We start from the raw sequence: 21,222 nt of genomic DNA, 5'->3' as shown, positions 1-21,222 counted from the left end.
TTGTTATGACAGTTATTGCCGCCATTACGGCTGATATTTGCCGCTTTAGTGGTTTGCAAAGCACTATCGGTAATAGCTGATTGATATAAGCAGGAGTTATGCCAACTGTACTGGTTGATTTTGTGATCCAGTTATCAAGGTCGGTGAGAGGTCGTCGGTAAAATGTGCCGCTTACTATCGGGAACAACAAGAAGAGGAAATCCCCGAATGACCCTGAATAATTTTTTGCAGGTTTTGGTTAAACATGATGGCTCTGACCTGTACCTGAGTACCGGTGCACCTCCGTGTGCGAAATTCCACGGTGTATTAAAACCCTTGTCCAAAGAGTCTATGAAGCCCGGGGAGATTGCTGCAATTGCCCAGGAGCTGATGGATCCAGCCCAACAGCGAGAGTTTGCCGAAGAGCTGGAAATGAATTTGGCGTACTCGCTACCCGGTGTGGGTCGCTTTCGAATCAATATTTTTCAGCAGCGCAATGAAGTTGCCTTGGTGGCGAGGAATATTCATACCGAAATCCCAAAAGCGGAAGACCTGGGATTGCCTGAAACCCTCAAAGAAGTAGTCATGAACAAGCGCGGCCTGGTTCTGTTCGTCGGCGCGACAGGCTCGGGTAAATCCACTTCCTTAGCGGCTTTGATAGATCATCGCAATAGTAATGCCGGTGGGCATATCATCACTATTGAAGATCCGGTGGAGTTTGTTCATAGCCACAAAAAGAGCGTAGTGAATCAACGGGAAGTTGGTACCGATACCCGCAGCTTTAAAAATGCCCTGAAGAACACCCTTCGCCAGGCGCCCGATGTGATTCTGATAGGTGAGATTCGCGATCGCGAAACCATGGAACACGCTCTCGAATTTGCCGAGACAGGTCACCTGGCTATCTCGACTCTGCACGCCAACAACGCGAACCAAGCGCTTGAACGCATCGTTAACCTGTTCCCTGAGGAAAGAAGACCGCAGCTGTTGATGGCGTTGTCTGCCAATATGCGCGCCATTGTTTCCCAGCGATTGGTTCCTACTGTAGACGGCAAACGGTGTGCGGCAATCGAAATTCTGTTAGGTACCAAAACCATCCAGGAGCAGATCCTCAAAGGCGACTTCCACCAGATCAAGGAGATCATGGAGAAGTCGGAGCGTCTTGGTATGCGTACTTTTGATGCGGCGCTGTTTGAGCTGTATCAGGCTGGGCGAATTTCTCTTGAAGAGGCTATTCGCAATGCCGATTCTGCCAACAATTTGCGGCTTCGAATCAAATTGGCAGCTGGTGAAGCTATCGCTGAAGAAAAAGCTGAAGAGGAAAGTGGGGATGAAAAGTCTTCGGTCAAGATGAAGACCAGCTCGGGACTGACACTGGAACTGGAGTCAGTAGTTGAGGAGGAGGAAGAAGATGAAAGCAGCCTCAAATGGTAAGGATTTAACCTCTGATTTGGCACTTGGGCTATCCGGTGCTTAACTTGTTTGAGGGTGTGAAGAATTCAGGGGCGCATTTTTTGGGGGCAGCAGGATGATGTTTTTCAAAAAACTGCTACTGATCGTAGCGGCATTGCTGGTGGCGGGTATTTTCTTACCGTCGTCCAGCCATGTTGAGCGATCTGTAGAAATCAATGCCGATAAGGTAACGATTTTCAATTATCTCAATCGCTTAAAAAACTTTAATGAATGGTCTCCCTGGGTGCAGAGAGATTTATTCGCGAACTACGAGTTTAGTGGCCCGGAGCAGGGGGTTGGTAGCACTATGCGCTGGAGTAGTGAGAAGGACGATGTCGGTAGCGGAATTATGCGCATCGTTTCTTCTGAAGCCTTTAGCCATATAGAGCTAGCTTTAAACTTTGACGGGCAGGGCAGTGGTAGTTCCAGCTTCTTCCTTAGCGACAAAGATAATATGACGGAAGTCGTGTGGTCTTTTGATGCTGATCATGGATGGAACATTGTAGAGCGTTATTTCGGTCTGATGCTCGATGGCTTTATTGGCAAGGATTACGAAGAAGGGCTGAGCCATCTTAAACAGGTGATTGAATCCAAGCCCGTTCCCCCTGCTGAAGTGGAGCAGGAGCCTCAAGTTGATGATACGGACGAAGAAGAGGAAAGTGCTGTTAATCAGGGCTGACGATCAGGCAACGATCAACCTGTTGCGACCGTTGCGCTTGGCGCCGTAAAGAGCGTTATCAGCAGCCTTCATAACAGATTCAAAAACTCCGCTGGGAGTCTGTCTGCTGTCTGCAAGACCCATACTTACTGTGACGCGAATGTTGCCTTTGCGACGAGTGGCTCCGCGTTTTCTGACACCTTGCTGGCTTCGCTTGGGGCGACTGTGGCTGTCGCGCAATACCATGTCGTATTCGGCTATGCTTTTTCGAAGTTGTTCCAGGTCTTCGGTAATTTCGTCTGCGCTCCTGCCGCGAAACAGGATGCAAAACTCTTCGCCCCCATACCGGAATACCTTGCCGCCGCTGCGAACTCTGCGAAGGTGAGAGGCAACCAGCTTGAGTACCTGGTCGCCCAGATCATGGCCATGAGTGTCGTTAATCTTTTTGAAGTGGTCGATATCAACCATGACCAGACTGTAATTGCTGCCTAGTGCTTTTGCTGCTTTATGCAAAGCACGGCGATTAGGTATCTGGGTTAATTCGTCTCGATAGCTTAATAGCAGAAGATTTCCGAGCTGGTTTAAAACCAGCAGTAAGGTGACTCCGCTAAACATGATCATCGAAATATTCTGCACGCCAAACCAGCCGAAAGTGATCATGCCAAAAAGGCTGCAACCAACCAGGCTGCTTTCCATATTGCTGCCTTTACCCAGTAGCAGAGCCAACCCGGCAGCCGCGACAGCAATATAGAGCCATCCGGCAATGGCTGAGATTGTCAGGCCGTAGAGTGAATTCGCAAAAAGCTCAATGGAAATGGCACTGAACCATGTGGGACTCAATTTGAATAACAGGGCAGAGAACAGCACAAGAGTTGGGGCGATAAGCAATCCAATCAATCCTGTTCTGTGTCTCCAGCCGGTCTCTGGCAGCCACAGCAAAAACCCCAGCAATAGAGGGTGGACCAGGGATATCAATTGAAAAATCTGGCCGGCAGGTTCAGTAGAAAGTGGGGCTTGCAGGAAAGTCTTGATCAGCCAGAAACTCATCAAGGTTATCACTGTAGTGGAGAGCTCTCGAATATGATTGGCCAATAAGGCCATTAGCAACGATAAACCTCCCAGCAGGTAGGGAAGGCTCTCCAGAATTGCCAAATGCCTATCGTTGAGTAGGGTTTGTTGCCATAGAAGAGCAACTGACACCAGAAGGCACAGTGACGGAGCAAGCATTTTTTTTAAAGCTGGAACCATCATTCGGGGTCATTTTACTTTTATTATCTCCCTGAATTTTATTGGCTCAATTGAGGCCCGTAAACAGCAGATCATCGCCAAAATTGCCAAACTCTCATACTATAGTGTTAATTTTGGGCGATTTTCATCATTGTTATTTCTTCTGGCACTGGCTACATTGAGTCGAAGCATAGATGGAGAGTAAGTCGATGGGTGAAGTAGTGCCGTTCAAAAAGCCAGCGGGCAAGGCAAAAAACAAGAAAGGCAAGGTGCTGGGTATGTGTGAGCACGGTTTCCATCGTTGGAAAATATGCAAGGACAAGCAGTTCGACTCTCAAGAGGGCAAGTTGGTAACGGTTTATCGTTGCGAGCGCTGCGGAAAGCAAAAGGTAATGGCGCATTGACTATGGATACGGATTCAAGACCCAGCAAGCAAGCTATCGCATTCAATAGAAAGCTCTATCTCGCCCACCTGATTGATAGCGGCCAATACAGTGTCCCTTCTCTGGAGGAGGTGACGGGCATGCCTCGGCGAACGATCCAGGATACGTTGAAAACCCTGTCTGACATTGGTATTGAAGTGGTTTTTACTCCCAAACCAGGGGCTCGCCACAATGAGGGCAGCTATCAGGTGTCCAGTTGGGGGCCAATTCACAAGAAGTGGGTCAAGAATCACCTGGAATCAATCAAAGCTGTGTTGTAGTTAATCGTTTTTGTAATTTGCTATAGATATACTCATTACTTTGGATGTAAAGGGAGGTGTAATATGAAAAAGCTGGGTCTTTTGTTATCAATAGTGACTGTGATGGTGGTCAGTGGGTGTTCCACCATCAAGGGCGGTACCGTTGCAGAGCAGCGTGCCTATGTTGACGATATGCGTCGCGATGCATTGCAGGAACTTTACAAAGAGCACCCGCAGGCAAGGCAGCAAATTGCCAGTTCCGCAGGTTATGCAGTTTTCAGCAATATCAACACCAACCTGATCTTTGTGACCACAAGTGGTGGATACGGAGTGGCAACGAGCGGTGGAAGTAAAACCTACATGCGTATGGCTGGCGGCGGTTTGGGCCTTGGGGCTGGATTGCGTGATATGCGTTTAATTATGATCTTCCGCAAAAAGCACGATTTTGACAGCTTTGTGGATAATGGGTGGGATGTTTCCGGCCAGGCAGGAGCCACTGCAAAATCAGATGATCAGGGCGCTTCTGTAAATGTTGCCAAGTCTGTTGATTTCGACATTGTTACCTATGAATTGACCAAAGCGGGTGTCGCTCTTGAAGCAACCGTAGACGGGTTGAAATTCTGGAAGGATAAAGACCTCAATTAATACAAAAAAAGCCCGGTAAATACCGGGCTTTTTTATCGGAAATTAATTATTCCGGAAGAGTGACATTCAATTCCAGAATCGAGCACTCATCATTGTTGTCCACATTTACGTTTACCTGATCGTTATTGATGGCAACGTACTTGCGAATCACTTCAACGATTTCCCGCTGCATCGCCTCGATATAGTCGGGCTGAGTCCGTTTGTTGCGTTCATGGGCAACAATGATCTGCAAGCGTTCTTTAGCGACGGAAGCGGAGCTGGTTTTTTTCTGGGTTCGAAAATAACTAAAAATACTCATCAAGCTGCTCCAATCAGTCGTTTAAAGAACCCACGCTTCTCCACGTTTAGGAATCGATGTTCAATTTCTTCACCCAGCAGGCGTGAAACCGCATCTGCATAGGCTTGGCCAGATTTAGCTTCCTCATCCAGAATTACCGGAGTGCCCTGGTTGGACGCTTTCAATACGGCTTCTGATTCCGGAATGACGCCCAGCAGTGGAATTGCGAGAATCTCAGTGACGTCTTCAACGCTCAGCATCTCTCCTTCAACAACGCGATCCGGATTGTAACGGGTCAGCAGCAATGCTTCTTCAACAGGCTCTTCACCACGCTCGGCACGGCGGGATTTGCTCTGCAGAATGCCCAGGATTCGGTCGGAGTCGCGCACGGATGAGACTTCCGGGTTGGTAACAACAATGGCCATATCGGCGTAGTACAGCGCCATTTGTGCGCCGCGCTCGATACCGGCAGGGGAGTCGCAGACAATGTAGTCGAAGGTTTTGCTCAGCTCTTGCAGAACCTTTTCAACACCTTCTTCGGTCAGTGCGTCTTTGTCGCGTGTTTGCGAGGCAGGCAGGATAAACAGCTCAGGAATGCGCTTGTCTTTGATCAATGCCTGGTTCAGGGTGGACTCGCCATTGATAACGTTAACGAAGTCGTACACCACACGGCGTTCACAACCCATGATCAGGTCGAGGTTACGCAGGCCCACATCAAAATCGATGATGACGGTTTTAAAGCCGCGCTTGGCCAGTCCGGTGCCAATAGAGGCACTGGTAGTGGTTTTACCCACGCCACCTTTGCCTGAGGTTACTACGATGATCTTTGCCACTTTGTTCACCCTTGTCAGTTTTTCCAATGTTCAGTTATTGAGCAGGCTTTCGATTACTGTTGTTAGCCCGCTATGGTTATTTTGTGAGTGGGACGACTTTCAGCGTGTCGTTCTCGATATAAATTTGTGCCGGTTGTTTCCAGTTGGTATCGCGCAGGTCGTCGCTGAGTTTGAAAGTGCCTGCTACTGATACCAGCTCCGCTTCAAGCTGCTGGCAGAAGATTCTCGCGCTCTGGTCACCTTTAACGCCGGCCAGTGCTCGTCCACGAAGCGGAGCGTAGATATGGATATGGCCATCGGCGAGTACTTCCGCGCCTTCACTGACCTGCGCCAGCACAATCAGGTCTGCGCCTTCGGCATAAATTTGCTGTCCGCCGCGTACCGGGCGATCAATCACTTTGCTGGGGCGATGCACCAGACGCTCTTCAATTACCGTCTCTACAACTGTCTCAACCACCTTTTCCGGCTCTGATCGCACGGTCAGTGGCTGGTTGCGACCGCTGCCTGCGGGCAGCCAGGGCAGGCCAGTCTCTTTAACCGCATCGGCAAAACTGTCGTCGCCACCTTTGAAGGCCATGGGTTGTAAGCCGGCTTGTTGGCACTCGGCGATTAACGCGTTGAGATTCACAAAAAGAGCAGTGGACGCCAGCTTCTCAAGACTGATTACGATTGCTGACTGCTGGAACAGCGCCGGAGCCTGGGTGACCTTCTCAGTCAGTTGGGTAGCGAACTGTGGAGACGGGTATTCTGTCAGTTCGAGGACGATAGAAGTAACGTTACTGCCTTTAATCTGGAAGCAGGCATCGGATTGGGTACGGCTCATTACAGCGACTGCGGCCTTATTGTTGTGATTGCAAAGGGTGTTAGTGTACCTGTTTGACGTCGAAACGGTAGAGGGAGATGGTGGAAAAAAATGGAGGAGAGGCCCTATTCAATCAATAACCAGATAGCAGAGGCAGTCGTTTAGAGCAATCTCGGGGTTTGTGGTGATCATGAACAGTTTGAATGGGCGCGATGGGTAGATAGCTCCCTCCCTCACTACCAGTACATCTTCAACCCGTTGATTACCACTAAGTGTGAATACCGAAAGGCCATTTTTACCCACCCAACCAAGGTGTGTGTCAGGAGTGACGATACCAAAATTAAAATGCTCTATATCCTGCCTTAAAGTCAGGTCAGCATCAGTTTGTGGATGGTTGGCATAAGCCAAGTGACAAGGTGGACGAAGTCTAAGTCGAGCCGGATGGCGAAGCAATTCCAGTTGCCAGTCAGACTTCATGGGTGTCAGTACATCCGGTTCTTCAAAATATCGACAGAGCCCATCCCAGGCAAATTCATCTGCTTCAGTGTCCAATCGACCGCCACATTCAATGGTGACAACGGGAGCGGCGGAATATTCAGTCTCCATCAAGGCTCCGAGCCTCAGCTCGGTAATTACCAGTCGTTGGCAGAATCGTTCAACCAGTGAAAGATGTTCATTCGAGGTGTGTAAACAGACCGCAAATCCCGGTCCCGAGCCGGTGGTGTTGTGCATGTCGACGATGGCTTCCGGCATGGACTGGACCAACTTACGAAGAATCTCTTTGGCTAGGGCCCCCTGGCTGTCGCGATATGGTGGCTTGAAGCATCGATTGAGGTCCCGAAAGCCTGGCAGCATTCGATGTGAGAACACTGGTGCCTGTAATGCGGCCTTTACCGATGGAACAAGAATCGTTAGTGATACCGCCGGAGTTCGCCCCATCTTGAGCCAGCGATGCACCGCTCTAAGTCCCGACGGCTCATTCCCGTGCAGCAAAGTGATCAAGGTGCGGTTTCGGTAGGGGTCTTTGCCTGTAATTTGAATGGAAAGGGGGGCGTCATGGGTACGGAGAAATTCCTCCGGGCTGCTGCCCAGTTGCTCAGATGTCGGATTTATCAGTTCAATAAATAAGCTCATTTAGATGATATCCTGAGCCCAATCGGCAACAGGTGTATTGCTGCGACTCAAATGTATGTATTGCTCCAGCATTTTATGCAGGGCAGTTTTGCGGCTGTGAAAATTACCTAATCGGGTCAGCATTTCCTTCTGCCATACGGATCCTGTTTGGCCAGTTTGGATTCGACGTTCAATCACACCCAGGTAGTGGTCAATTTCATTGGCCGATACATGGGCTGACAGTAGCCCCTGGCGAGCAATGGGTAGTAGCTCCTCGGCTAATTTCAGCACCTGCCTTTCTCTGGGCTGATCTGGATGTAGCCTTGGCCAGATCAGTTTTGCGTGTGGTCCGAATTGTGCGGCTCTGTGAAAGTTGTGATCCGCCATTTTAAATGGCAGCCCGGCCATCAGTTCGGCCAGTTGAGGTTTAAGCCCTTCGGCCAAACCAATGGCGAAAGCGGCATTTGCCATCATATCTACCGGAGTAGGGCCGGCGGGCAGGGCGCGTAGCTCAATTCTTAAATGGCCACCATCGGCGTCGTCGTAGACCGGGCGGTTCCACAGCCAGATGGTGCTCATATGGAGTCTTAGCTCGGCAAGCTTCGGTGGATTGATGGTTTCGTCAGTATCCGTGCATTCGGGGAGGAGCGGTTCATAAAGACTCACAGCTTCCCTGAAAAGCTGAAGGGCGCCATCCCATAGCCAACCGTGGCCAAAGTTGACTCTAGCAGGCTCCTGCCATTTACGATCGGCATGCCGCCTTGTATCGATGGATTGTTTAAAAAGTGGGATACGGGTTTCGTGCCATAGCTCACGGCCAAACAATAGCGGTGAATTGGTGCTGATAGCGAGTACCAGCGGCATAATCAGCTGGAAAGCGTTATAGGTATCGGAGAAGTCATCGGGATTCACCCGGTAGTGCAACTGAAATGAGGTATTGGCTCCCTCCAGGGCAATATCGGCCATTGAAACCCGCAGTTTTCGACCGCCGGGCCCCTCTATGCAGGTGTCGAATTGGCCGTCGCGGCGTTTCTTAAGTTCATCCAGAAGCAGGTGATAGCGCTGGCGATTACTGATGGATTGGGGGCCGAAGTCAGCTTCTCGCAGGGTTGGTAAAATGCCAATGGGGACAATTCGTCCACTGTATTTGTCGGCACAGTGCTGCAAATTGGCCAGCTTTTCGAGAATCTCATGCTCGGTAGCAAACAGTGCCTGCCTGTCGAGTGGGTACGGGGTTAAATTGAACTCAAGGTTATAACGATTTAGCTCCATGGTGAGCTGAGGGTCATTCAGGTCTCTGAGCAGTTGCTCATTGAGGTAAAGTGGCGAGCCATCGCGATCGACCAGGTAAATCTCTAACTCGGCACCAATGCTGGTTTTACCAAGGCCAAATCCTGGAGTATCCAGCAGTGTTTTCAATTGCTGAATATTCTGCTTCAATTTGTCGTCAAAGCGTTGGAAATCGTGCTCGGTAAATTGTTGTTGCTGGATCTCCTGCCCCATAGGCCACCTGTTATTTTCAATGCTTTTGCTGTAAGCGTAGAACAGTGTCGATAAAGGTGTGGTGTAAACTTAATAGAGTTTGATAGGTATCAAACAGTGTCGGCAGGCTCTATGCCATTTCATGGGCGCGGCGGAATCGACCCTCGTAATCAAAGAGCTTTTCTCGTATTACCCAGAACCGCTCTTTTTGACGGGCAATTACAAAGTCCGGGAATCGCAGGCGGTGTTGGTTTTGGATCACTTCATCCGGGCTTTGTGGAAAGAATTTATCAGTGCGATCTTTTAAGTGCTGCTTCAGGAAGTTGTGGTAAAACGCACCTCGCTGGGCTCCAGTTTCCAGCCGAAACTGTTCACTCAATTCGGCACCATCTTCGTCGTGATAAGTTACTTTAAGGGCGTTGTTTCCCTGTTTTGTGATGACGGTCTTGAAGCTGATACCCGAGCATCGCAGCACTTTGGCATCGCGTAATTGCAATGCATCTTTCAACTTCTGGTCCGGGTCAACAAGTAGCTGTTGGCACTGGTGGCATTGGCGGGCAGCAATATCATTCTCTGCACCACAGTTGGAGCACTCCTTGAACCGGTATCTGAAGTCGCATTGTTGTTTAATACCTTCGATATCCACCAGCCCCTGACAGCGACGGCCATAATGCTCGATAAGATCCCCGTCACTATCTACTAACCCCCAGAATTGATTAGTGTGACTGCAGATCGGGCAGGGCACATCGACAACCACACTGTTGGAATCAGGTTTCAGCTCTCCGATTTCCGGCCGGAACAGACTGTGGGTATTTCCGGCGTAGTCCAACACAAGGCAATCCTGCTTATCCTCGCTCAGGCGTAATCCACGACCGACAATTTGTTGATAGAGCCCTACAGACTCCGTGGGGCGAAGAATGGCGATTAAGTCGACGTGGGGGGCATCAAAACCGGTTGTTAATACTGACACATTGACCAGAAATTTAATTTGCCGGTTTTTAAACGCGGAAATCACGCTATCCCTGGCTTTGGTTTTCATTTCACCGGTGATGATCGCAGAGCATTCAGGTGGCAAGTAGCCGTATATCTCTTTGGCATGGGCAACAGTGGCGGCAAAAATCATTACACCCTGACGATCGCTGGCAAGATCAATTACCTGCTCAATAATTCGTGCTGTGGCGCGTTTGCTGCTGCTGAACAGGCGGTTCAGGTCGGTTTCCGAGTAGCCACCATACTGGTTGGGACGCAGCTGCTCAAAATCGTACAGCGCAACTGGCGCGTCTAGAACATTAGCTGGCGTCAAGTAGCCATTGTTGATCATGTAGCGCAGCGGCAATTCATAGATACAGGTGTTGAATGGTGTCGCTTCAGCTGTGCGTACGCAATTTAACTGACGGTGCTGCTGATAAATCCAGCCGCTGCCCAAACGAAAGGGAGTGGCGGTGAGGCCGAGCACTTTTAAGCTTTGATTATGACTTTTAAGGTGCCGAATAATCTGTTGGTATTCACTGTTTTCATCCAATGAAACCCTGTGGCATTCGTCGATAATCAGCAGCGAAAATTCATCGTTAAACGCATCGAGATTTCGAGCCACTGACTGCACACTTCCAAATACCACCTGAGTGTCAGCTTCCTTGCGATTTAATCCAGCGGCAAAGACGCTGGCTCGAAAACCATAATGTTCGTACTTGCTGTGGTTTTGCTCAACCAGCTCCTTTACATGCGCAAGCACCAGAATCCGTCGCCGAGCCAGCTTGGCGAGCTCGGCAATTACCAGACTTTTACCAGCTCCAGTGGGGAGGACAATCACCGCAGCATCGTCAGTGCGGCGAAAATGCTCGACGGTGGCTTGAACGGCTTCTTGCTGGTAGGGGCGGAGTTTAATAGTCACACGAAAAACAGGAGCCAGTTAAAACCAATTAATCCCGGAAGTTTTTAAATTGAAAAGGCTGGCCCAAATCCCCTTCACGAATCAATTGCATGGCCGCTTGCAGGTCGTCGCGTTTCTTGCCGGTTACTCGAACCTGGTCACCCTGAATGGATGCCTGTACTTTCATCTTTGAGTCTTTCAACAGTTTGATGATTTTCTTTGCCATAGGCTGTTCAACACCCTGTTTGAAGCCAACGGTAATGGCAAAGGTTTTGCCGCTGCGGATCAGGTCGTCTTTGACGTCCAGGGCATAGGGGTCGATACCGCGCTTGGTCATGTTGTTGCGCAGGATATCCAGCAGCTGATGGCACTGCATATCGGATTCGGACTTGATGGTGACGACATCATCTTTCAGGTCAAAGGAGGCCTCTACGTTGCGAAAGTCAAAGCGGGTGCCGAGTTCACGACGTGAGTTCTCGACAGCGTTGGCAATTTCATTATTTTCGACTTCAGAGACAATATCGAAAGAGGGCATGTTCACAGACTCCGGTTATTCTGAGTAAAGGGGTATTTTAGCCTACCCGTACAGTTCATTGGCAATTTCCACAGCAATGGCGTGGCGGCGAGCGAGGGCGTGTCGATCATTGTCGTAGCCGCCACCGATTACCGTGGCGACGGGCAGGCCACGATTTCGACAGACCTCCAGTACCAGTCGATCTCGTTCAGCCAAGCCTTTGAGACTCACGTTAAGCAGTCCAAGTGGATCATCTTTATAAATGTCTACGCCTGCGTCATACAATACCAGGTCGGGATTACTGCGCTGAATTGCCTGCTGCAAGGCTTTTTCGACTATCTGCAGATATTCCCTGTCGCCAGTACCCTTGGGCACTTCGACATCAAAGTCACTACGTGCTTTACGGGCTGGGAAATTTTTGTCGCAGTGAACTGAGCAGCTAAAAGCCCGCGGCTCATTCTGCAAAATGGTGGCGGTACCATCACCCTGATGCACGTCGCAGTCAAATATCAATACGCGTTTCACCCGTCCTTGAGCCAGTAACACTTTGGCGGTTACCGCAAGGTCGTTGAGAATGCAAAAGCCAGAGGCAAAGTCGTAGTGAGCGTGATGTGTGCCACCGGCAAGATGGCAGGCGATGCCGTGATGAAGTGCATAACGCGCTGCCAGCAGGGTGCCCATCGGAGAAATCAAGGTGCGGCGTTTCAGCCCTTCACTCCAGGGCAAGCCCATGCGCCGTAGCTCCTTTGGGGATTGCTGGTTTTCAGTGAAGCGGTGCAGATAATCGGGGCAATGAGCCAGAGACAGCAGCTCTGTACTGGCTTTGCCGGGACGAAAGGTATTGGCTCGAGTAGCAATACCTTTCTCCTGAAGATATTTGTGCAGCAACCCGAACTTTTCCATTGGAAAGCGGTGCTTCCCCGGGAATGGATAGGAGTAGGCCGGATGAGTGACCAGTGGCAATGCCATTCAAAGATCTCAGAGCAGAGTAATTTGATCTGGCTCGATATTGATCAGCTTTTGCTTGTAGAGAGCACCCAAAGCTTTTTTGTAGCTCTTCTTGCTTACCTTGAATTCATTGTATATCTGCTCTGGCAGGCTCTTGTCGGTCAGGTACGAAATACCCCCTTGAGCCTTCAGGTAATCGAGAATCTGGTCCTGCAGGGCATCTCTGCCTGCTTTGTTGCGTAATTGCAGGGATAAATCAATTCGGCCATCCGGGCGAATGTTTTTGATATAGCCGGTGATACGCTTCCCATATTTAGGGGTATCGAGAATTTCATCTTTGAAGATCAAGCCGAGATGAGTGCCATTAATGACTGCCTTGTAGCCCAGATCGGTACGGCCGCAAACTTGAAGTTGAACTTCCATGCCTGGCTTGTGGTTGATGTCGGCGGTTTCTTTCAGATATTTGCTGAGCTTAGTGGAACCAGCGATGCGTTCACTGGCTTTGTCGATGTAGGCGTATACGGTGTAAGACTGGCCAACTTTCATTGGCTTGTTCTGTTCGGCAAAGGGCACGAGCAGGTCTTTACTCAACCCCCAGTCCATGAAGGCGCCGATCTCGTTCACTGCTACACACTCCAGGTGTGCGCACTGACCTACCTTTACCCTGGGGCGCTGGGTAGTTGCAATCAGCATGTCTTCGGAGTCCAGGTAGATAAACACCCGCAGCTTGTCACCCAGTTGGGTGTTCTCCGGTACAAATTTACCAGGCAACAGAATGGTATCCAGGTCGCCACCATCGAGGTAGACGCCAAAGTCAACTTCCTTGACTACTTCCAGCTCGTTGAAATCGCCGATGCGAACCGGTTGCTGCCCTTTGTTGCCGTTGGAGTGATGGCTGTTGCGATATATGCTCATGATGATCTTCAGAATAGAGTGTGTATGGCGATATTCTATCGCAAAAGAGGGGAGTTGACCCTGATTCAACAACATCAATGTGTTAGAATGGCGTCGTTTGATAATTTACCCAGGTAAGTAGCTAAAAGAGTAGCTAGAAGAGTACCCAAGAGAGTTTGATGGCCAGCAATCTTTACGAAATTGTGCAACTTCCCGATGGTGAGTACGCCCTGCAACGCAGCGATGGTGATGGTGAGCCACTGGTTCGAATTCGTTTTTCAAAGGAAGCACAACACTTTTTGCGAAATGGCAGTTCAGCGGTTGCTCGCGCAATGATTGATGCCGGTATTGAGGCTGTTGAACAGCTTTCTGATGGTGAAGTGGGTGGCGAGGCCAAAATCAAGGCAGACAAGCCACGAGTGCTACACTGAGCAGATAATTTTTACTCAAGTTTCAAGACATTAAAAAAGCAGCTTTAAGCTGCTTTTTTAATGTCTGACTGTGTGAGGTCCTCAGAGCTGGGTGCGAAGCACACCAACACTCAACCCTTCGATAGCAAAATCCTGTTCGCGGAGATCGACAATAATAGGTGCGAAATCATCGTTTTCTGCAATCAGCTCCACTTCATATTTTTTGCGGCTGCGTTTAAAACGCTTTACGGTAACTTCGTCGTCGATACGTGCCACTACGATCTGGCCATTTTCAGCATCTGCACAGCGGTGTACAGCCAGCAGGTCGCCATCCATGATGCCAACATTTTTCATGCTTTCGCCTTGAACCCTCAAGAAGTAGGATGCGGCGGGGTAAAACAGTTGTTCGGGAACCTGGTAATAGTCTTCGATATTTTCAGTTGCCAAAACCGGGCTACCTGCTGCGACACGGCCAATTACCGGAATGCCGTCTGGTTCATCGTCCTGCCCCAATAGACGAATGCTGCGCGAGCCACCGGGAACAATCTCAATAACCCCTTTGCGTTCCAGAGCCTTAAGGTGCTCCTGGGCAGCGTTGGGAGATTTAAAGCCGAGGGTATCAGCAATTTCGGCACGTGTTGGAGGGTAGCCAGTTTCATCGATATGATCTTTAATCAAATCAAGAATTTGCTGTTGACGAGCAGTCAGATTGATCATGGTCTTTACCCTGGGTCTGATTCTTTATACAGGCTGTATTTGTGTCCAGTATGGCGATGTTGTTTAATGGATGCAAGTCTTTAGTAAACAAAGAAATTTATTTTCCTGGAGTTGTTATGAAAGATGCAGCGGTGCCGGAAGCGTGGCGGGTCTTAAGGATTCAATCCGAATTGGTGGATGGTATTGAAAACCTATCCGGGCTGAATGGTGGGGTAATCGTCTTTGGTGGTGCCCGAATTGCAGAGGGATCTCCTCTTTACCGGGATGCCGAGAGATTGGGTGAAATGCTTGGTAAGGAAGGCGTATCGGTGATCACTGGAGGTGGTCCCGGCATTATGGAGGCTGCCAATCGCGGCTGCTTCTCAACGGCCAGTGATACCGTGGGCTTGAATATCACTTTACCCACTGAGCAAAAACCAAATCCTTACCAGGATATCAGCCTTGAGTTTCGATACTTTTTTGTTCGCAAGTTTATGTTCGTAAAACATGCCGCGGGGTTTGTTATTTACCCCGGCGGTTATGGAACCATGGATGAACTGTATGAGGCATTGATGCTGGTCCAGACCGGTAAGGTTATGCCGTTCCCAATCGTGCTGGTCAACTCCGAATTCTGGCAGGGACTAATTGACTGGATGATTGATCAAATGATTTCAAGGGGGTGCATTACGGAACGGGAACTGCAGTTGATAACCTTGGTGGACAATGCTGATCAAGCTGCTGAGGTAATATTGAAACATGTAAGAATGCTAAAGGCTCAAGAGCAGGGCTCTTGAGGATTTAGAAGATGAGTGCTGCTGTTTAGTAGTACTCGTCAAGGCCATCTGGCTCAATGCTACCCAGCGGATCCTGGTAATTGTCCGGGATATAAACATCGTCCAGTCCGTGTCTATCTTCACGACTTAAAGTATAAGAGGCTCTCCAATCTTCGGGTGCCTCAGCCGGAAGTAAAATCATCTGATTCCAGGTGTCAAAGTCCAGTTCTGTAATTTCACCACCGATCAGTTGAACTTCGACAGTTCCGCCAGCCTCATCTACGGCTACGACTTCAAAAAACAGGTCTTCAGCAGCCTCCTGATACCACTCACCAATAACAGGATACATCTTTGCCATGTTGTATCTCCCTTAAAACCTTTTATATCTTGTTTGTTCATTGATCAACATATCACTGCAAAAACAGATCTGCATTGTTCTATTGATAAACGGTGGAAGGGAAATTGCGTATTGAAATTAAGTGATTTTAGTAGTCGGTAAGAAAAATTTTTAAAAACAATGAATTAAATATTGGGGAGGTAATTCTTTAATAGCTGAATGTACTAAGGAGAGTTTGGGTGAGTAAAAAATTATCTAAGAATAGATGTATAGATACGTCATCCTGAGCGTAGCAAAGGGTCTGAAACTGACTGAGTTTTAGAGGTCCTTTGCTACGTTCTGGATGACTGGGGGTATATCAGGTCTTACTGAATGGGTTCAAAACGGTTTTCGGCAACGTTTTTAACGACTTTTGCAGAATCAAACAGTTGACCGTTCATGGCAATGTAAACACCGGGTTGTACGGCCTGCAGTGCGCCAATTGCGCAGCCGATGTTGAAAACAGCGTCTGTCTCGCGAAAAGCCGCAGGTTGCAGGGCACCAGTCATTACAATGTGCTTGCTTGGAACCTGCTCTCGTAGCCAGCGACCGGTTTCCACCATGCCGTCGGTACCATGTGTGACCAATACGTAATCACTATCGCAGTTTTTAACGTTTTCAACGATCAGTTGACGATCTTCTTCGGTCAGATCAAGGCTGTCTTTGCGAAGTACAGATGTCACCTCAAATTCAAAACCCACTTCCATGCGCTTCAGCAGCTCACCGATAACCGGGTCGCCAACCTGATAGTCGCTTTTGGCGTCAAAGTAGATTTTGTCGATGGTGCCGCCGGTAGTAATGATATTAATTTTCATAGGTTCTTTTCTCTATGCGCTGTCATCCTGAGTGTAACGAAGGATCTCTGTGTTTTTGAACGTGAGGTTCTTCGCTACGCTCAGGGTGTCATAAATTAATCCCAGTTCAGAATTACTTTGCCGGACTGCCCTGAGCACATCATGTCAAAGCCTTCCTGGAAATCATCAATGCTGTATTGATGGGTGATAATCGGGTCCAGGTTCAGGCCGCTCTGGATAAGGCTGCTCATTTTGTACCAGGTCTCAAACATTTCGCGGCCATAAATACCTTTGATTACCAGGCCTTTGAAAATCACCAGGTTCCAGTCGATAGCCATATCGCCGGGGGGAATCCCGAGCATGGCAATCTTGCCGCCATTGTTCATGTTTTTCAGCATGTCATTGAAAGCGACCGGAATTCCGGACATCTCCAGACCCACATCAAAGCCTTCGGTCATGCCAAGCTCTTTCATTACGTCCGGCAGTTTTTCTTTGCTGACGTTTACGGTGCGGGTGGCACCCATTTTCTTGGCGAGATCCAGGCGGTAATCGTTGAGATCTGTGATTACCACGTTGCGTGCACCGCAGTGCTTGGCAACGGCGGCAGCCATAATGCCAATCGGGCCTGCGCCGGTAATCAGTACGTCTTCACCCACCAGATCAAATGAGAGGGCAGTGTGTACGGCGTTGCCGAACGGGTCGAAGATGGCAGCCAGGTCATCGCTGATATCATTTGGCAACTTGAAGGCGTTAAATGCCGGAATCACCAGATATTCGGCAAATGAACCCGGGCGGTTTACACCAACACCAACTGTGTTGCGGCACAGGTGACGGCGACCGGCGCGACAGTTGCGACAGTATCCGCAGGTAATGTGGCCTTCACCGGAAACGCGATCGCCAATTTCAAAGCCGCGCACTTCCTGGCCAACTTCAACCACTTCACCAACAAATTCGTGGCCGACAACCATAGGCACCGGGATGGTGTCCTGGGACCACTTATCCCACTTGTAGATGTGAACATCAGTACCGCAGATGGCGGACTTGCGAATCTTGATCAGCAGGTCGTTGTGTCCAACTTCCGGCTTGGGAACATCGGTCATCCAGATGCCGGGTTCCGCTTTGAGTTTTGAAAGTGCTTTCATAGTAAAAACCTTTGGTCGCACGTCGCACGCTATACGTCGCACGCTGTGTGGCAGAAACCTGGAGGATCGGTGTTTTTAGCGTGCGACGTGCGACCCGCTGCTAAAAGCACTGAACCTCCAGCGCACTGGGGTTGTTAAATAATATTGAGTTCTTTGCCTACCTTGATAAACGCATCAATCGCTTTATCCAGCTGCTCGCGAGTGTGTGCAGCAGACATCTGGGTGCGAATACGCGCTTGTCCACGTGGAACAACCGGGAAGGAGAAGCCAACTACATAGATGCCTTCATCCAGCATTTTGTCGGCAAACTCGCTTGCCAGACGGGCGTCGCCGATCATCACCGGAATAATGGCGTGGTCGGCACCGGCCAGAGTAAATCCGGCTTCGCTCATGCGTTGACGGAAGTATTGGCTGTTTTCGTTCAGTTTGCTGATCAGCTCCTTGCTTTCGGACAGCATCTCTACCACTTTGATTGACGCGGTAACTACTGCTGGCGCCAGGGAGTTAGAGAACAGGTAGGGGCGCGAACGCTGGCGCAGGATGTCGATAATTTCCTTACGACCGGAGGTGTAACCACCAGAAGAGCCACCCATCGCTTTACCAAGGGTGCCGGTAATGATGTCTACGCGACCCATCACTTCACAGTACTCGTGGGAGCCACGGCCGTTCTCACCGAGGAAGCCAACCGCGTGGGAGTCGTCCACCATCACAATAGCGTTGTACTTGTCAGCCAGGTCACAGACAGTTTTCAGGTCAGCGATCACGCCGTCCATGGAGAACACACCGTCTGTGGCGATCATCTTGAAGCGGGCACCGGCTTCATCGGCCGCCTTCAGTTGCTGCTCCAGCTCGGCCATATCATTGTTGGCATAACGGAAGCGCTTGGCTTTACACAGGCGCACACCGTCGATAATGGAAGCATGGTTCAGTGAGTCGGAGATGATGGCATCTTCTGGGCCAAGCAGGGTTTCAAATAGGCCGCCGTTGGCGTCAAAGCAGGATGAGTAGAGGATAGTATCCTCGGTGCCGAGAAATTCGCTCAGCTTCGCTTCGAGGGTTTTGTGGATATCCTGGGTGCCACAAATGAAACGCACTGAGGCAACACCAAAGCCATGCTTGTCGAGGCCATTCTTGGCGGCTTCAATCAGAGCCGGGTGGTTAGCCAGACCCAGGTAGTTGTTGGCACAGAAGTTCAGCACGTGCTGACCACCAGCCACTTCGATGTCCGCTGACTGTTGGGACGTGATAATGCGCTCGCCCTTGAAGAGGCCGTCAGCTTTAATCTGATCGAGCTCCGAAGACAGGTGGGAAAGGAATTCTTTTGACATAATTTGATGTTCCTGTAGTGCTGAACCAAGGCCTGGGCCAAAGGGCGACTATTCTAGGTTTTACGCGGTACTTCGTCCAGTAAAGTTAGCAGTTTGAGGCTTACCGTTGACTTTCCACACAAGCCTCCTTAACGTGGCTTCAAGAATAACCACCACGGATTTTTACCTATGCCAATCGGCCCTTTGATGCTTGATCTTGAAGGCATCACATTAACTTCTGAAGAACAAACCTTGCTTCGCAACCCGTTGGTGGGTGGCGTTATCTTTTTTGCCCGTAACTTCGAATCCCGTGAGCAGATTTGCGAACTTGTAGCAGAGATTCGTGCAGTTCGCCCCGAGCTACTGCTGGCAGTGGATCAGGAAGGCGGCAGGGTGCAGCGCTTTCGTGAAGGCTTTACCCGATTGCCAGCTATGCAGAAGCTGGGAGATCTCTATCGCGGACACCGCGATGAGGGGCTAACTTTATGTTTTGATGCTGGTTGGTTGATGGCCAGTGAAGTGTTGGCTTGTGGTGTGGACTTCAGTTTTGCCCCGGTGCTGGATCTGGACCGGGATCACTGTGAAGTGATTGGAGACCGCGCTTTTTCAGATGACCCTGATGAAATGGTGGCCTGTGCAGGTGCCTTTATTGCAGGAATGCAGGCAGCAGGTATGGCAACAACGGCTAAACATTTTCCCGGCCATGGTTCGGTAGTTGCTGACAGCCATCTTGAAACGCCTTACGACGAACGCACCCTGGATCAGGTGCGTGAGCACGACCTGATTCCATTCAAGCGACTGGCAGGCGAGTACGACGCGGTTATGCCGGCTCATATGGTATTTCCGAATATCTCGCCAGACTCAGTGGGCTTTTCTCCATTCTGGCTGCAGCAGATCTTGAGGGGAGAGCTGGATTTCGATGGCGTTATTTTCAGTGACGATCTGTCCATGAAAGGGGCGGATGTCGCTGGCGGTTATGCCGAGAAGGCTAGTGCGGCGCTTAGTGCCGGTTGCGATATGGTACTTGTTTGCAATGACCGTCCAGGTGCACTGGAAGTGCTGTCGTATCTCGAGAGTCAGGTGATGCCTGTTTCAGAGCGACTGGCCTCAATGGCCGCCAAGGGGAAAACAGATTGGGATACTCTTGTCTCCAGTGAGAGATATCAGAAAACCCAACAACAATTAGCACTGTTGGTTTAAAGCTTTTTTTGGTTAAGGAGAGTACCAAGGTGGAGAAGTTTGGAAACTGGCTTGCCACTTATACCGGTGAGGATTTTGTCTGGATCACCCAGGTTTTCCTCATTGTTTTTACTGCGCTGCTGCTCGGTTATGTAGTAAATAAAATCATTGATTTGGTTGAGCGTCGCACCGCAAAAACTGCCAATGTTTGGGATGATGCGCTGGTAGAGGCCTGCCGTAGGCCCCTGGTCTGGCTAATCTGGGTAATGGGCATCAAGTTTGCGTCTGTTTTTGCCGGAATTACCACCAAGTCGGAAGAGGGCAAGGGGCTTCATGGCTGGGCCCTTGTCATCGACAGTATGGAGACCATCGCCCTGATCTTTTTGCCAACACTGTTCCTGATTCACTTTGTGCGTAGAGCGGAAGGTAATTTCCTACGCCCCGAATACAATACTCCGCCAGTTGATGAAACTACTGTCAGGGCCGTCAGTAAATTATTGCGTGCTTCGGTAATCGTCAGTGCTGCATTGATTCTGATGGATCAATTTGAGATCGAGATTGCCGGTCTACTCGCCTTTGGTGGTATTGGTGGTATCGCTGTCGGCTTTGCTGCCAAAGACCTCCTGGCCAACTTTTTTGGCGGCATGATGATCTATTTTGATCGCCCTTTTAAAGTGGGAGACTGGGTGCGTTCACCGGATAAAGAAATCGAAGGCACGGTGGAAGACATTGGCTGGCGCATGACTCGCATTCGCACTTTTGATAAAAGGCCGCTTTACATCCCCAATTCAGTATTTACCCAGGTTTCTATTGAAAACCCGTCGCGAATGACCAACCGTCGTATCTACGAAACGATTGGTATCCGTTACGACGATATCAGCAAAATGGCTGACATCGTCAACGACGTGAAAGAGATGCTGACAAAGCACAAAGAGATTGATACAAAACAGACCATGATTGTGAATTTCAATGCATTCTCGGCGTCGTCTGTGGACTTTTTCGTTTACACATTTACCAAAACTGTAAATTGGGTTCACTTCCACGAAGTGAAGCAGGATGTGTTGCTGAAAATCTCCGACATTATTACTCGTCACGGTGCTGAAATCGCTTACCCGACTTCCACCATTCATATGCCGGAAGGCATTGCTGTTATGAAAGCAGAGGAATAACCA

Annotated in this window: 24 protein-coding genes; 9 read left to right on the top strand and 15 right to left on the bottom strand. The window is 49.6% G+C overall.

Annotated elements, in window-relative coordinates; translation table 11 throughout:
• Nucleotides 1-207 precede the first annotated feature (207 nt).
• On the top strand, nucleotides 208-1,410 hold the full coding sequence (locus QP938_07430) for a PilT/PilU family type 4a pilus ATPase (GenBank protein ID WIO73146.1): 1,203 nt from the start codon (nucleotides 208-210) through the stop codon (nucleotides 1,408-1,410).
• Nucleotides 1,411-1,504: 94 nt separating this feature from the next.
• On the top strand, nucleotides 1,505-2,107 hold the full coding sequence (locus tag QP938_07425; GenBank protein WIO73145.1) for an SRPBCC family protein: 603 nt from the start codon (nucleotides 1,505-1,507) through the stop codon (nucleotides 2,105-2,107).
• A gap of 3 nt (nucleotides 2,108-2,110) precedes the next feature.
• Here QP938_07425 and QP938_07420 read toward each other — a convergent pair whose 3' ends face one another.
• Nucleotides 2,111-3,337, bottom strand: coding sequence for a GGDEF domain-containing protein (locus QP938_07420; protein ID WIO73144.1), 1,227 nt, complete (start codon nucleotides 3,335-3,337; stop codon nucleotides 2,111-2,113).
• A gap of 185 nt (nucleotides 3,338-3,522) precedes the next feature.
• Here QP938_07420 and QP938_07415 point away from each other — a divergent pair, with 185 nt between their 5' ends.
• The 3 genes from QP938_07415 (at nucleotide 3,523) to QP938_07405 (ending at nucleotide 4,640) form a co-directional block, all read left to right on the top strand.
• Entirely contained in the window at nucleotides 3,523-3,717 is a 195-nt protein-coding gene (locus tag QP938_07415) for a hypothetical protein (GenBank protein ID WIO73143.1), read from the top strand.
• Between the two features lie 2 nt (nucleotides 3,718-3,719).
• Complete coding sequence (locus QP938_07410) at nucleotides 3,720-4,016, top strand: winged helix-turn-helix domain-containing protein (GenBank protein WIO73142.1); 297 nt, start codon at nucleotides 3,720-3,722, stop codon at nucleotides 4,014-4,016.
• A gap of 63 nt (nucleotides 4,017-4,079) precedes the next feature.
• Complete coding sequence (locus QP938_07405; GenBank protein ID WIO73141.1) at nucleotides 4,080-4,640, top strand: hypothetical protein; 561 nt, start codon at nucleotides 4,080-4,082, stop codon at nucleotides 4,638-4,640.
• 46 nt (nucleotides 4,641-4,686) lie between these two features.
• Here QP938_07405 and minE read toward each other — a convergent pair whose 3' ends face one another.
• The 9 genes from minE to QP938_07360 form a co-directional block, all read right to left on the bottom strand.
• Entirely contained in the window at nucleotides 4,687-4,938 is a 252-nt protein-coding gene (gene minE, locus QP938_07400; protein ID WIO73140.1) for a cell division topological specificity factor MinE, read from the bottom strand.
• Nucleotides 4,938-5,750 carry a septum site-determining protein MinD gene (gene minD, locus QP938_07395; GenBank protein WIO73139.1) on the bottom strand — a complete coding sequence of 271 codons (813 nt, stop codon included), beginning with the start codon at nucleotides 5,748-5,750 and terminating at the stop codon, nucleotides 4,938-4,940. Before minD ends, minE begins: the two co-directional genes overlap by 1 nt.
• A 76-nt stretch (nucleotides 5,751-5,826) precedes the next feature.
• A complete protein-coding gene (minC, locus tag QP938_07390; protein WIO73138.1) occupies nucleotides 5,827-6,573 on the bottom strand; it encodes a septum site-determining protein MinC in 747 nt (248 codons plus the stop codon).
• Between the two features lie 108 nt (nucleotides 6,574-6,681).
• Entirely contained in the window at nucleotides 6,682-7,686 is a 1,005-nt protein-coding gene (locus QP938_07385) for a succinylglutamate desuccinylase/aspartoacylase family protein (protein WIO73137.1), read from the bottom strand.
• On the bottom strand, nucleotides 7,687-9,168 hold the full coding sequence (locus QP938_07380; GenBank protein ID WIO73136.1) for a glutamate--cysteine ligase: 1,482 nt from the start codon (nucleotides 9,166-9,168) through the stop codon (nucleotides 7,687-7,689).
• Nucleotides 9,169-9,277: 109 nt separating this feature from the next.
• Nucleotides 9,278-11,038: a DEAD/DEAH box helicase gene (locus QP938_07375; GenBank protein WIO73135.1), complete on the bottom strand. Its 1,761-nt coding sequence runs from the start codon at nucleotides 11,036-11,038 to the stop codon at nucleotides 9,278-9,280.
• Nucleotides 11,039-11,066: 28 nt separating this feature from the next.
• Nucleotides 11,067-11,552: a YajQ family cyclic di-GMP-binding protein gene (locus tag QP938_07370; GenBank protein WIO73134.1), complete on the bottom strand. Its 486-nt coding sequence runs from the start codon at nucleotides 11,550-11,552 to the stop codon at nucleotides 11,067-11,069.
• A 42-nt stretch (nucleotides 11,553-11,594) separates the two neighbouring features.
• Entirely contained in the window at nucleotides 11,595-12,500 is a 906-nt protein-coding gene (locus QP938_07365; GenBank protein WIO73133.1) for a histone deacetylase, read from the bottom strand.
• A gap of 9 nt (nucleotides 12,501-12,509) precedes the next feature.
• Entirely contained in the window at nucleotides 12,510-13,394 is an 885-nt protein-coding gene (locus tag QP938_07360) for a S1-like domain-containing RNA-binding protein (protein WIO73132.1), read from the bottom strand.
• Nucleotides 13,395-13,552: 158 nt separating this feature from the next.
• On the opposite strand from QP938_07360, the gene QP938_07355 reads away from it, so the two are divergent.
• On the top strand, nucleotides 13,553-13,804 hold the full coding sequence (locus QP938_07355; protein ID WIO73131.1) for a hypothetical protein: 252 nt from the start codon (nucleotides 13,553-13,555) through the stop codon (nucleotides 13,802-13,804).
• A gap of 81 nt (nucleotides 13,805-13,885) precedes the next feature.
• Here QP938_07355 and lexA read toward each other — a convergent pair whose 3' ends face one another.
• Nucleotides 13,886-14,500, bottom strand: coding sequence for a transcriptional repressor LexA (gene lexA / locus QP938_07350; GenBank protein ID WIO73130.1), 615 nt, complete (start codon nucleotides 14,498-14,500; stop codon nucleotides 13,886-13,888).
• 116 nt (nucleotides 14,501-14,616) lie between these two features.
• Here lexA and QP938_07345 point away from each other — a divergent pair, with 116 nt between their 5' ends.
• On the top strand, nucleotides 14,617-15,273 hold the full coding sequence (locus QP938_07345; GenBank protein WIO73129.1) for a TIGR00730 family Rossman fold protein: 657 nt from the start codon (nucleotides 14,617-14,619) through the stop codon (nucleotides 15,271-15,273).
• Nucleotides 15,274-15,298: 25 nt separating this feature from the next.
• Here QP938_07345 and QP938_07340 read toward each other — a convergent pair whose 3' ends face one another.
• From QP938_07340 to QP938_07325, 4 genes are all read right to left on the bottom strand, one after another.
• The gene (locus QP938_07340; GenBank protein WIO73128.1) at nucleotides 15,299-15,610 is read right to left on the bottom strand and encodes a hypothetical protein; all 312 of its coding nucleotides are present in this window, start codon (nucleotides 15,608-15,610) and stop codon (nucleotides 15,299-15,301) included.
• Nucleotides 15,611-15,954: 344 nt separating this feature from the next.
• Entirely contained in the window at nucleotides 15,955-16,443 is a 489-nt protein-coding gene (locus QP938_07335; GenBank protein WIO73127.1) for an asparaginase domain-containing protein, read from the bottom strand.
• Nucleotides 16,444-16,538: 95 nt separating this feature from the next.
• Nucleotides 16,539-17,564, bottom strand: a complete 1,026-nt coding sequence (gene tdh / locus QP938_07330; protein ID WIO73126.1) for an L-threonine 3-dehydrogenase — start codon at nucleotides 17,562-17,564, stop codon at nucleotides 16,539-16,541.
• Between the two features lie 134 nt (nucleotides 17,565-17,698).
• Nucleotides 17,699-18,892 (bottom strand): glycine C-acetyltransferase, encoded by a 1,194-nt coding sequence (locus QP938_07325; protein ID WIO73125.1) that lies wholly within the window; start codon nucleotides 18,890-18,892, stop codon nucleotides 17,699-17,701.
• 168 nt (nucleotides 18,893-19,060) lie between these two features.
• On the opposite strand from QP938_07325, the gene nagZ reads away from it, so the two are divergent.
• Nucleotides 19,061-20,071 carry a beta-N-acetylhexosaminidase gene (gene nagZ / locus QP938_07320; GenBank protein WIO73124.1) on the top strand — a complete coding sequence of 337 codons (1,011 nt, stop codon included), beginning with the start codon at nucleotides 19,061-19,063 and terminating at the stop codon, nucleotides 20,069-20,071.
• A gap of 29 nt (nucleotides 20,072-20,100) precedes the next feature.
• A complete protein-coding gene (locus QP938_07315; protein ID WIO73123.1) occupies nucleotides 20,101-21,219 on the top strand; it encodes a mechanosensitive ion channel family protein in 1,119 nt (372 codons plus the stop codon).
• Nucleotides 21,220-21,222 lie beyond the last annotated feature (3 nt).

The sequence above is a fragment of the Porticoccaceae bacterium LTM1 genome, assembly GCA_030252795.1.
Lineage (GTDB): Bacteria > Pseudomonadota > Gammaproteobacteria > Pseudomonadales > Porticoccaceae > SCSIO-12696.
The sequence above is the reverse complement of the archived record's forward strand: the minus strand, read 5'-3'. Positions and strand labels throughout refer to the sequence as shown.

What these genes read in the sequence shown, in the direction of transcription:
- QP938_07370 (WIO73134.1), bottom strand. Translation starts at nt 11,552, where the DNA reads ATGCCCTCTTTCGATATTGTCTCTGAAGTCGAAAATAATGAAATTGCC.
- QP938_07340 (WIO73128.1), bottom strand. Translation starts at nt 15,610, where the DNA reads ATGGCAAAGATGTATCCTGTTATTGGTGAGTGGTATCAGGAGGCTGCT.
- QP938_07425 (WIO73145.1), top strand. Translation starts at nt 1,505, where the DNA reads ATGATGTTTTTCAAAAAACTGCTACTGATCGTAGCGGCATTGCTGGTG.
- QP938_07355 (WIO73131.1), top strand. Translation starts at nt 13,553, where the DNA reads ATGGCCAGCAATCTTTACGAAATTGTGCAACTTCCCGATGGTGAGTAC.
- lexA (WIO73130.1), bottom strand. Translation starts at nt 14,500, where the DNA reads ATGATCAATCTGACTGCTCGTCAACAGCAAATTCTTGATTTGATTAAA.
- tdh (WIO73126.1), bottom strand. Translation starts at nt 17,564, where the DNA reads ATGAAAGCACTTTCAAAACTCAAAGCGGAACCCGGCATCTGGATGACC.
- minC (WIO73138.1), bottom strand. Translation starts at nt 6,573, where the DNA reads ATGAGCCGTACCCAATCCGATGCCTGCTTCCAGATTAAAGGCAGTAAC.
- QP938_07420 (WIO73144.1), bottom strand. Translation starts at nt 3,337, where the DNA reads ATGATGGTTCCAGCTTTAAAAAAAATGCTTGCTCCGTCACTGTGCCTT.
- minE (WIO73140.1), bottom strand. Translation starts at nt 4,938, where the DNA reads ATGAGTATTTTTAGTTATTTTCGAACCCAGAAAAAAACCAGCTCCGCT.
- QP938_07325 (WIO73125.1), bottom strand. Translation starts at nt 18,892, where the DNA reads ATGTCAAAAGAATTCCTTTCCCACCTGTCTTCGGAGCTCGATCAGATT.
- QP938_07360 (WIO73132.1), bottom strand. Translation starts at nt 13,394, where the DNA reads ATGAGCATATATCGCAACAGCCATCACTCCAACGGCAACAAAGGGCAG.
- QP938_07385 (WIO73137.1), bottom strand. Translation starts at nt 7,686, where the DNA reads ATGAGCTTATTTATTGAACTGATAAATCCGACATCTGAGCAACTGGGC.
- QP938_07410 (WIO73142.1), top strand. Translation starts at nt 3,720, where the DNA reads ATGGATACGGATTCAAGACCCAGCAAGCAAGCTATCGCATTCAATAGA.
- QP938_07415 (WIO73143.1), top strand. Translation starts at nt 3,523, where the DNA reads ATGGGTGAAGTAGTGCCGTTCAAAAAGCCAGCGGGCAAGGCAAAAAAC.
- QP938_07380 (WIO73136.1), bottom strand. Translation starts at nt 9,168, where the DNA reads ATGGGGCAGGAGATCCAGCAACAACAATTTACCGAGCACGATTTCCAA.
- QP938_07365 (WIO73133.1), bottom strand. Translation starts at nt 12,500, where the DNA reads ATGGCATTGCCACTGGTCACTCATCCGGCCTACTCCTATCCATTCCCG.
- QP938_07405 (WIO73141.1), top strand. Translation starts at nt 4,080, where the DNA reads ATGAAAAAGCTGGGTCTTTTGTTATCAATAGTGACTGTGATGGTGGTC.
- nagZ (WIO73124.1), top strand. Translation starts at nt 19,061, where the DNA reads ATGCCAATCGGCCCTTTGATGCTTGATCTTGAAGGCATCACATTAACT.
- QP938_07430 (WIO73146.1), top strand. Translation starts at nt 208, where the DNA reads ATGACCCTGAATAATTTTTTGCAGGTTTTGGTTAAACATGATGGCTCT.
- QP938_07335 (WIO73127.1), bottom strand. Translation starts at nt 16,443, where the DNA reads ATGAAAATTAATATCATTACTACCGGCGGCACCATCGACAAAATCTAC.
- QP938_07345 (WIO73129.1), top strand. Translation starts at nt 14,617, where the DNA reads ATGAAAGATGCAGCGGTGCCGGAAGCGTGGCGGGTCTTAAGGATTCAA.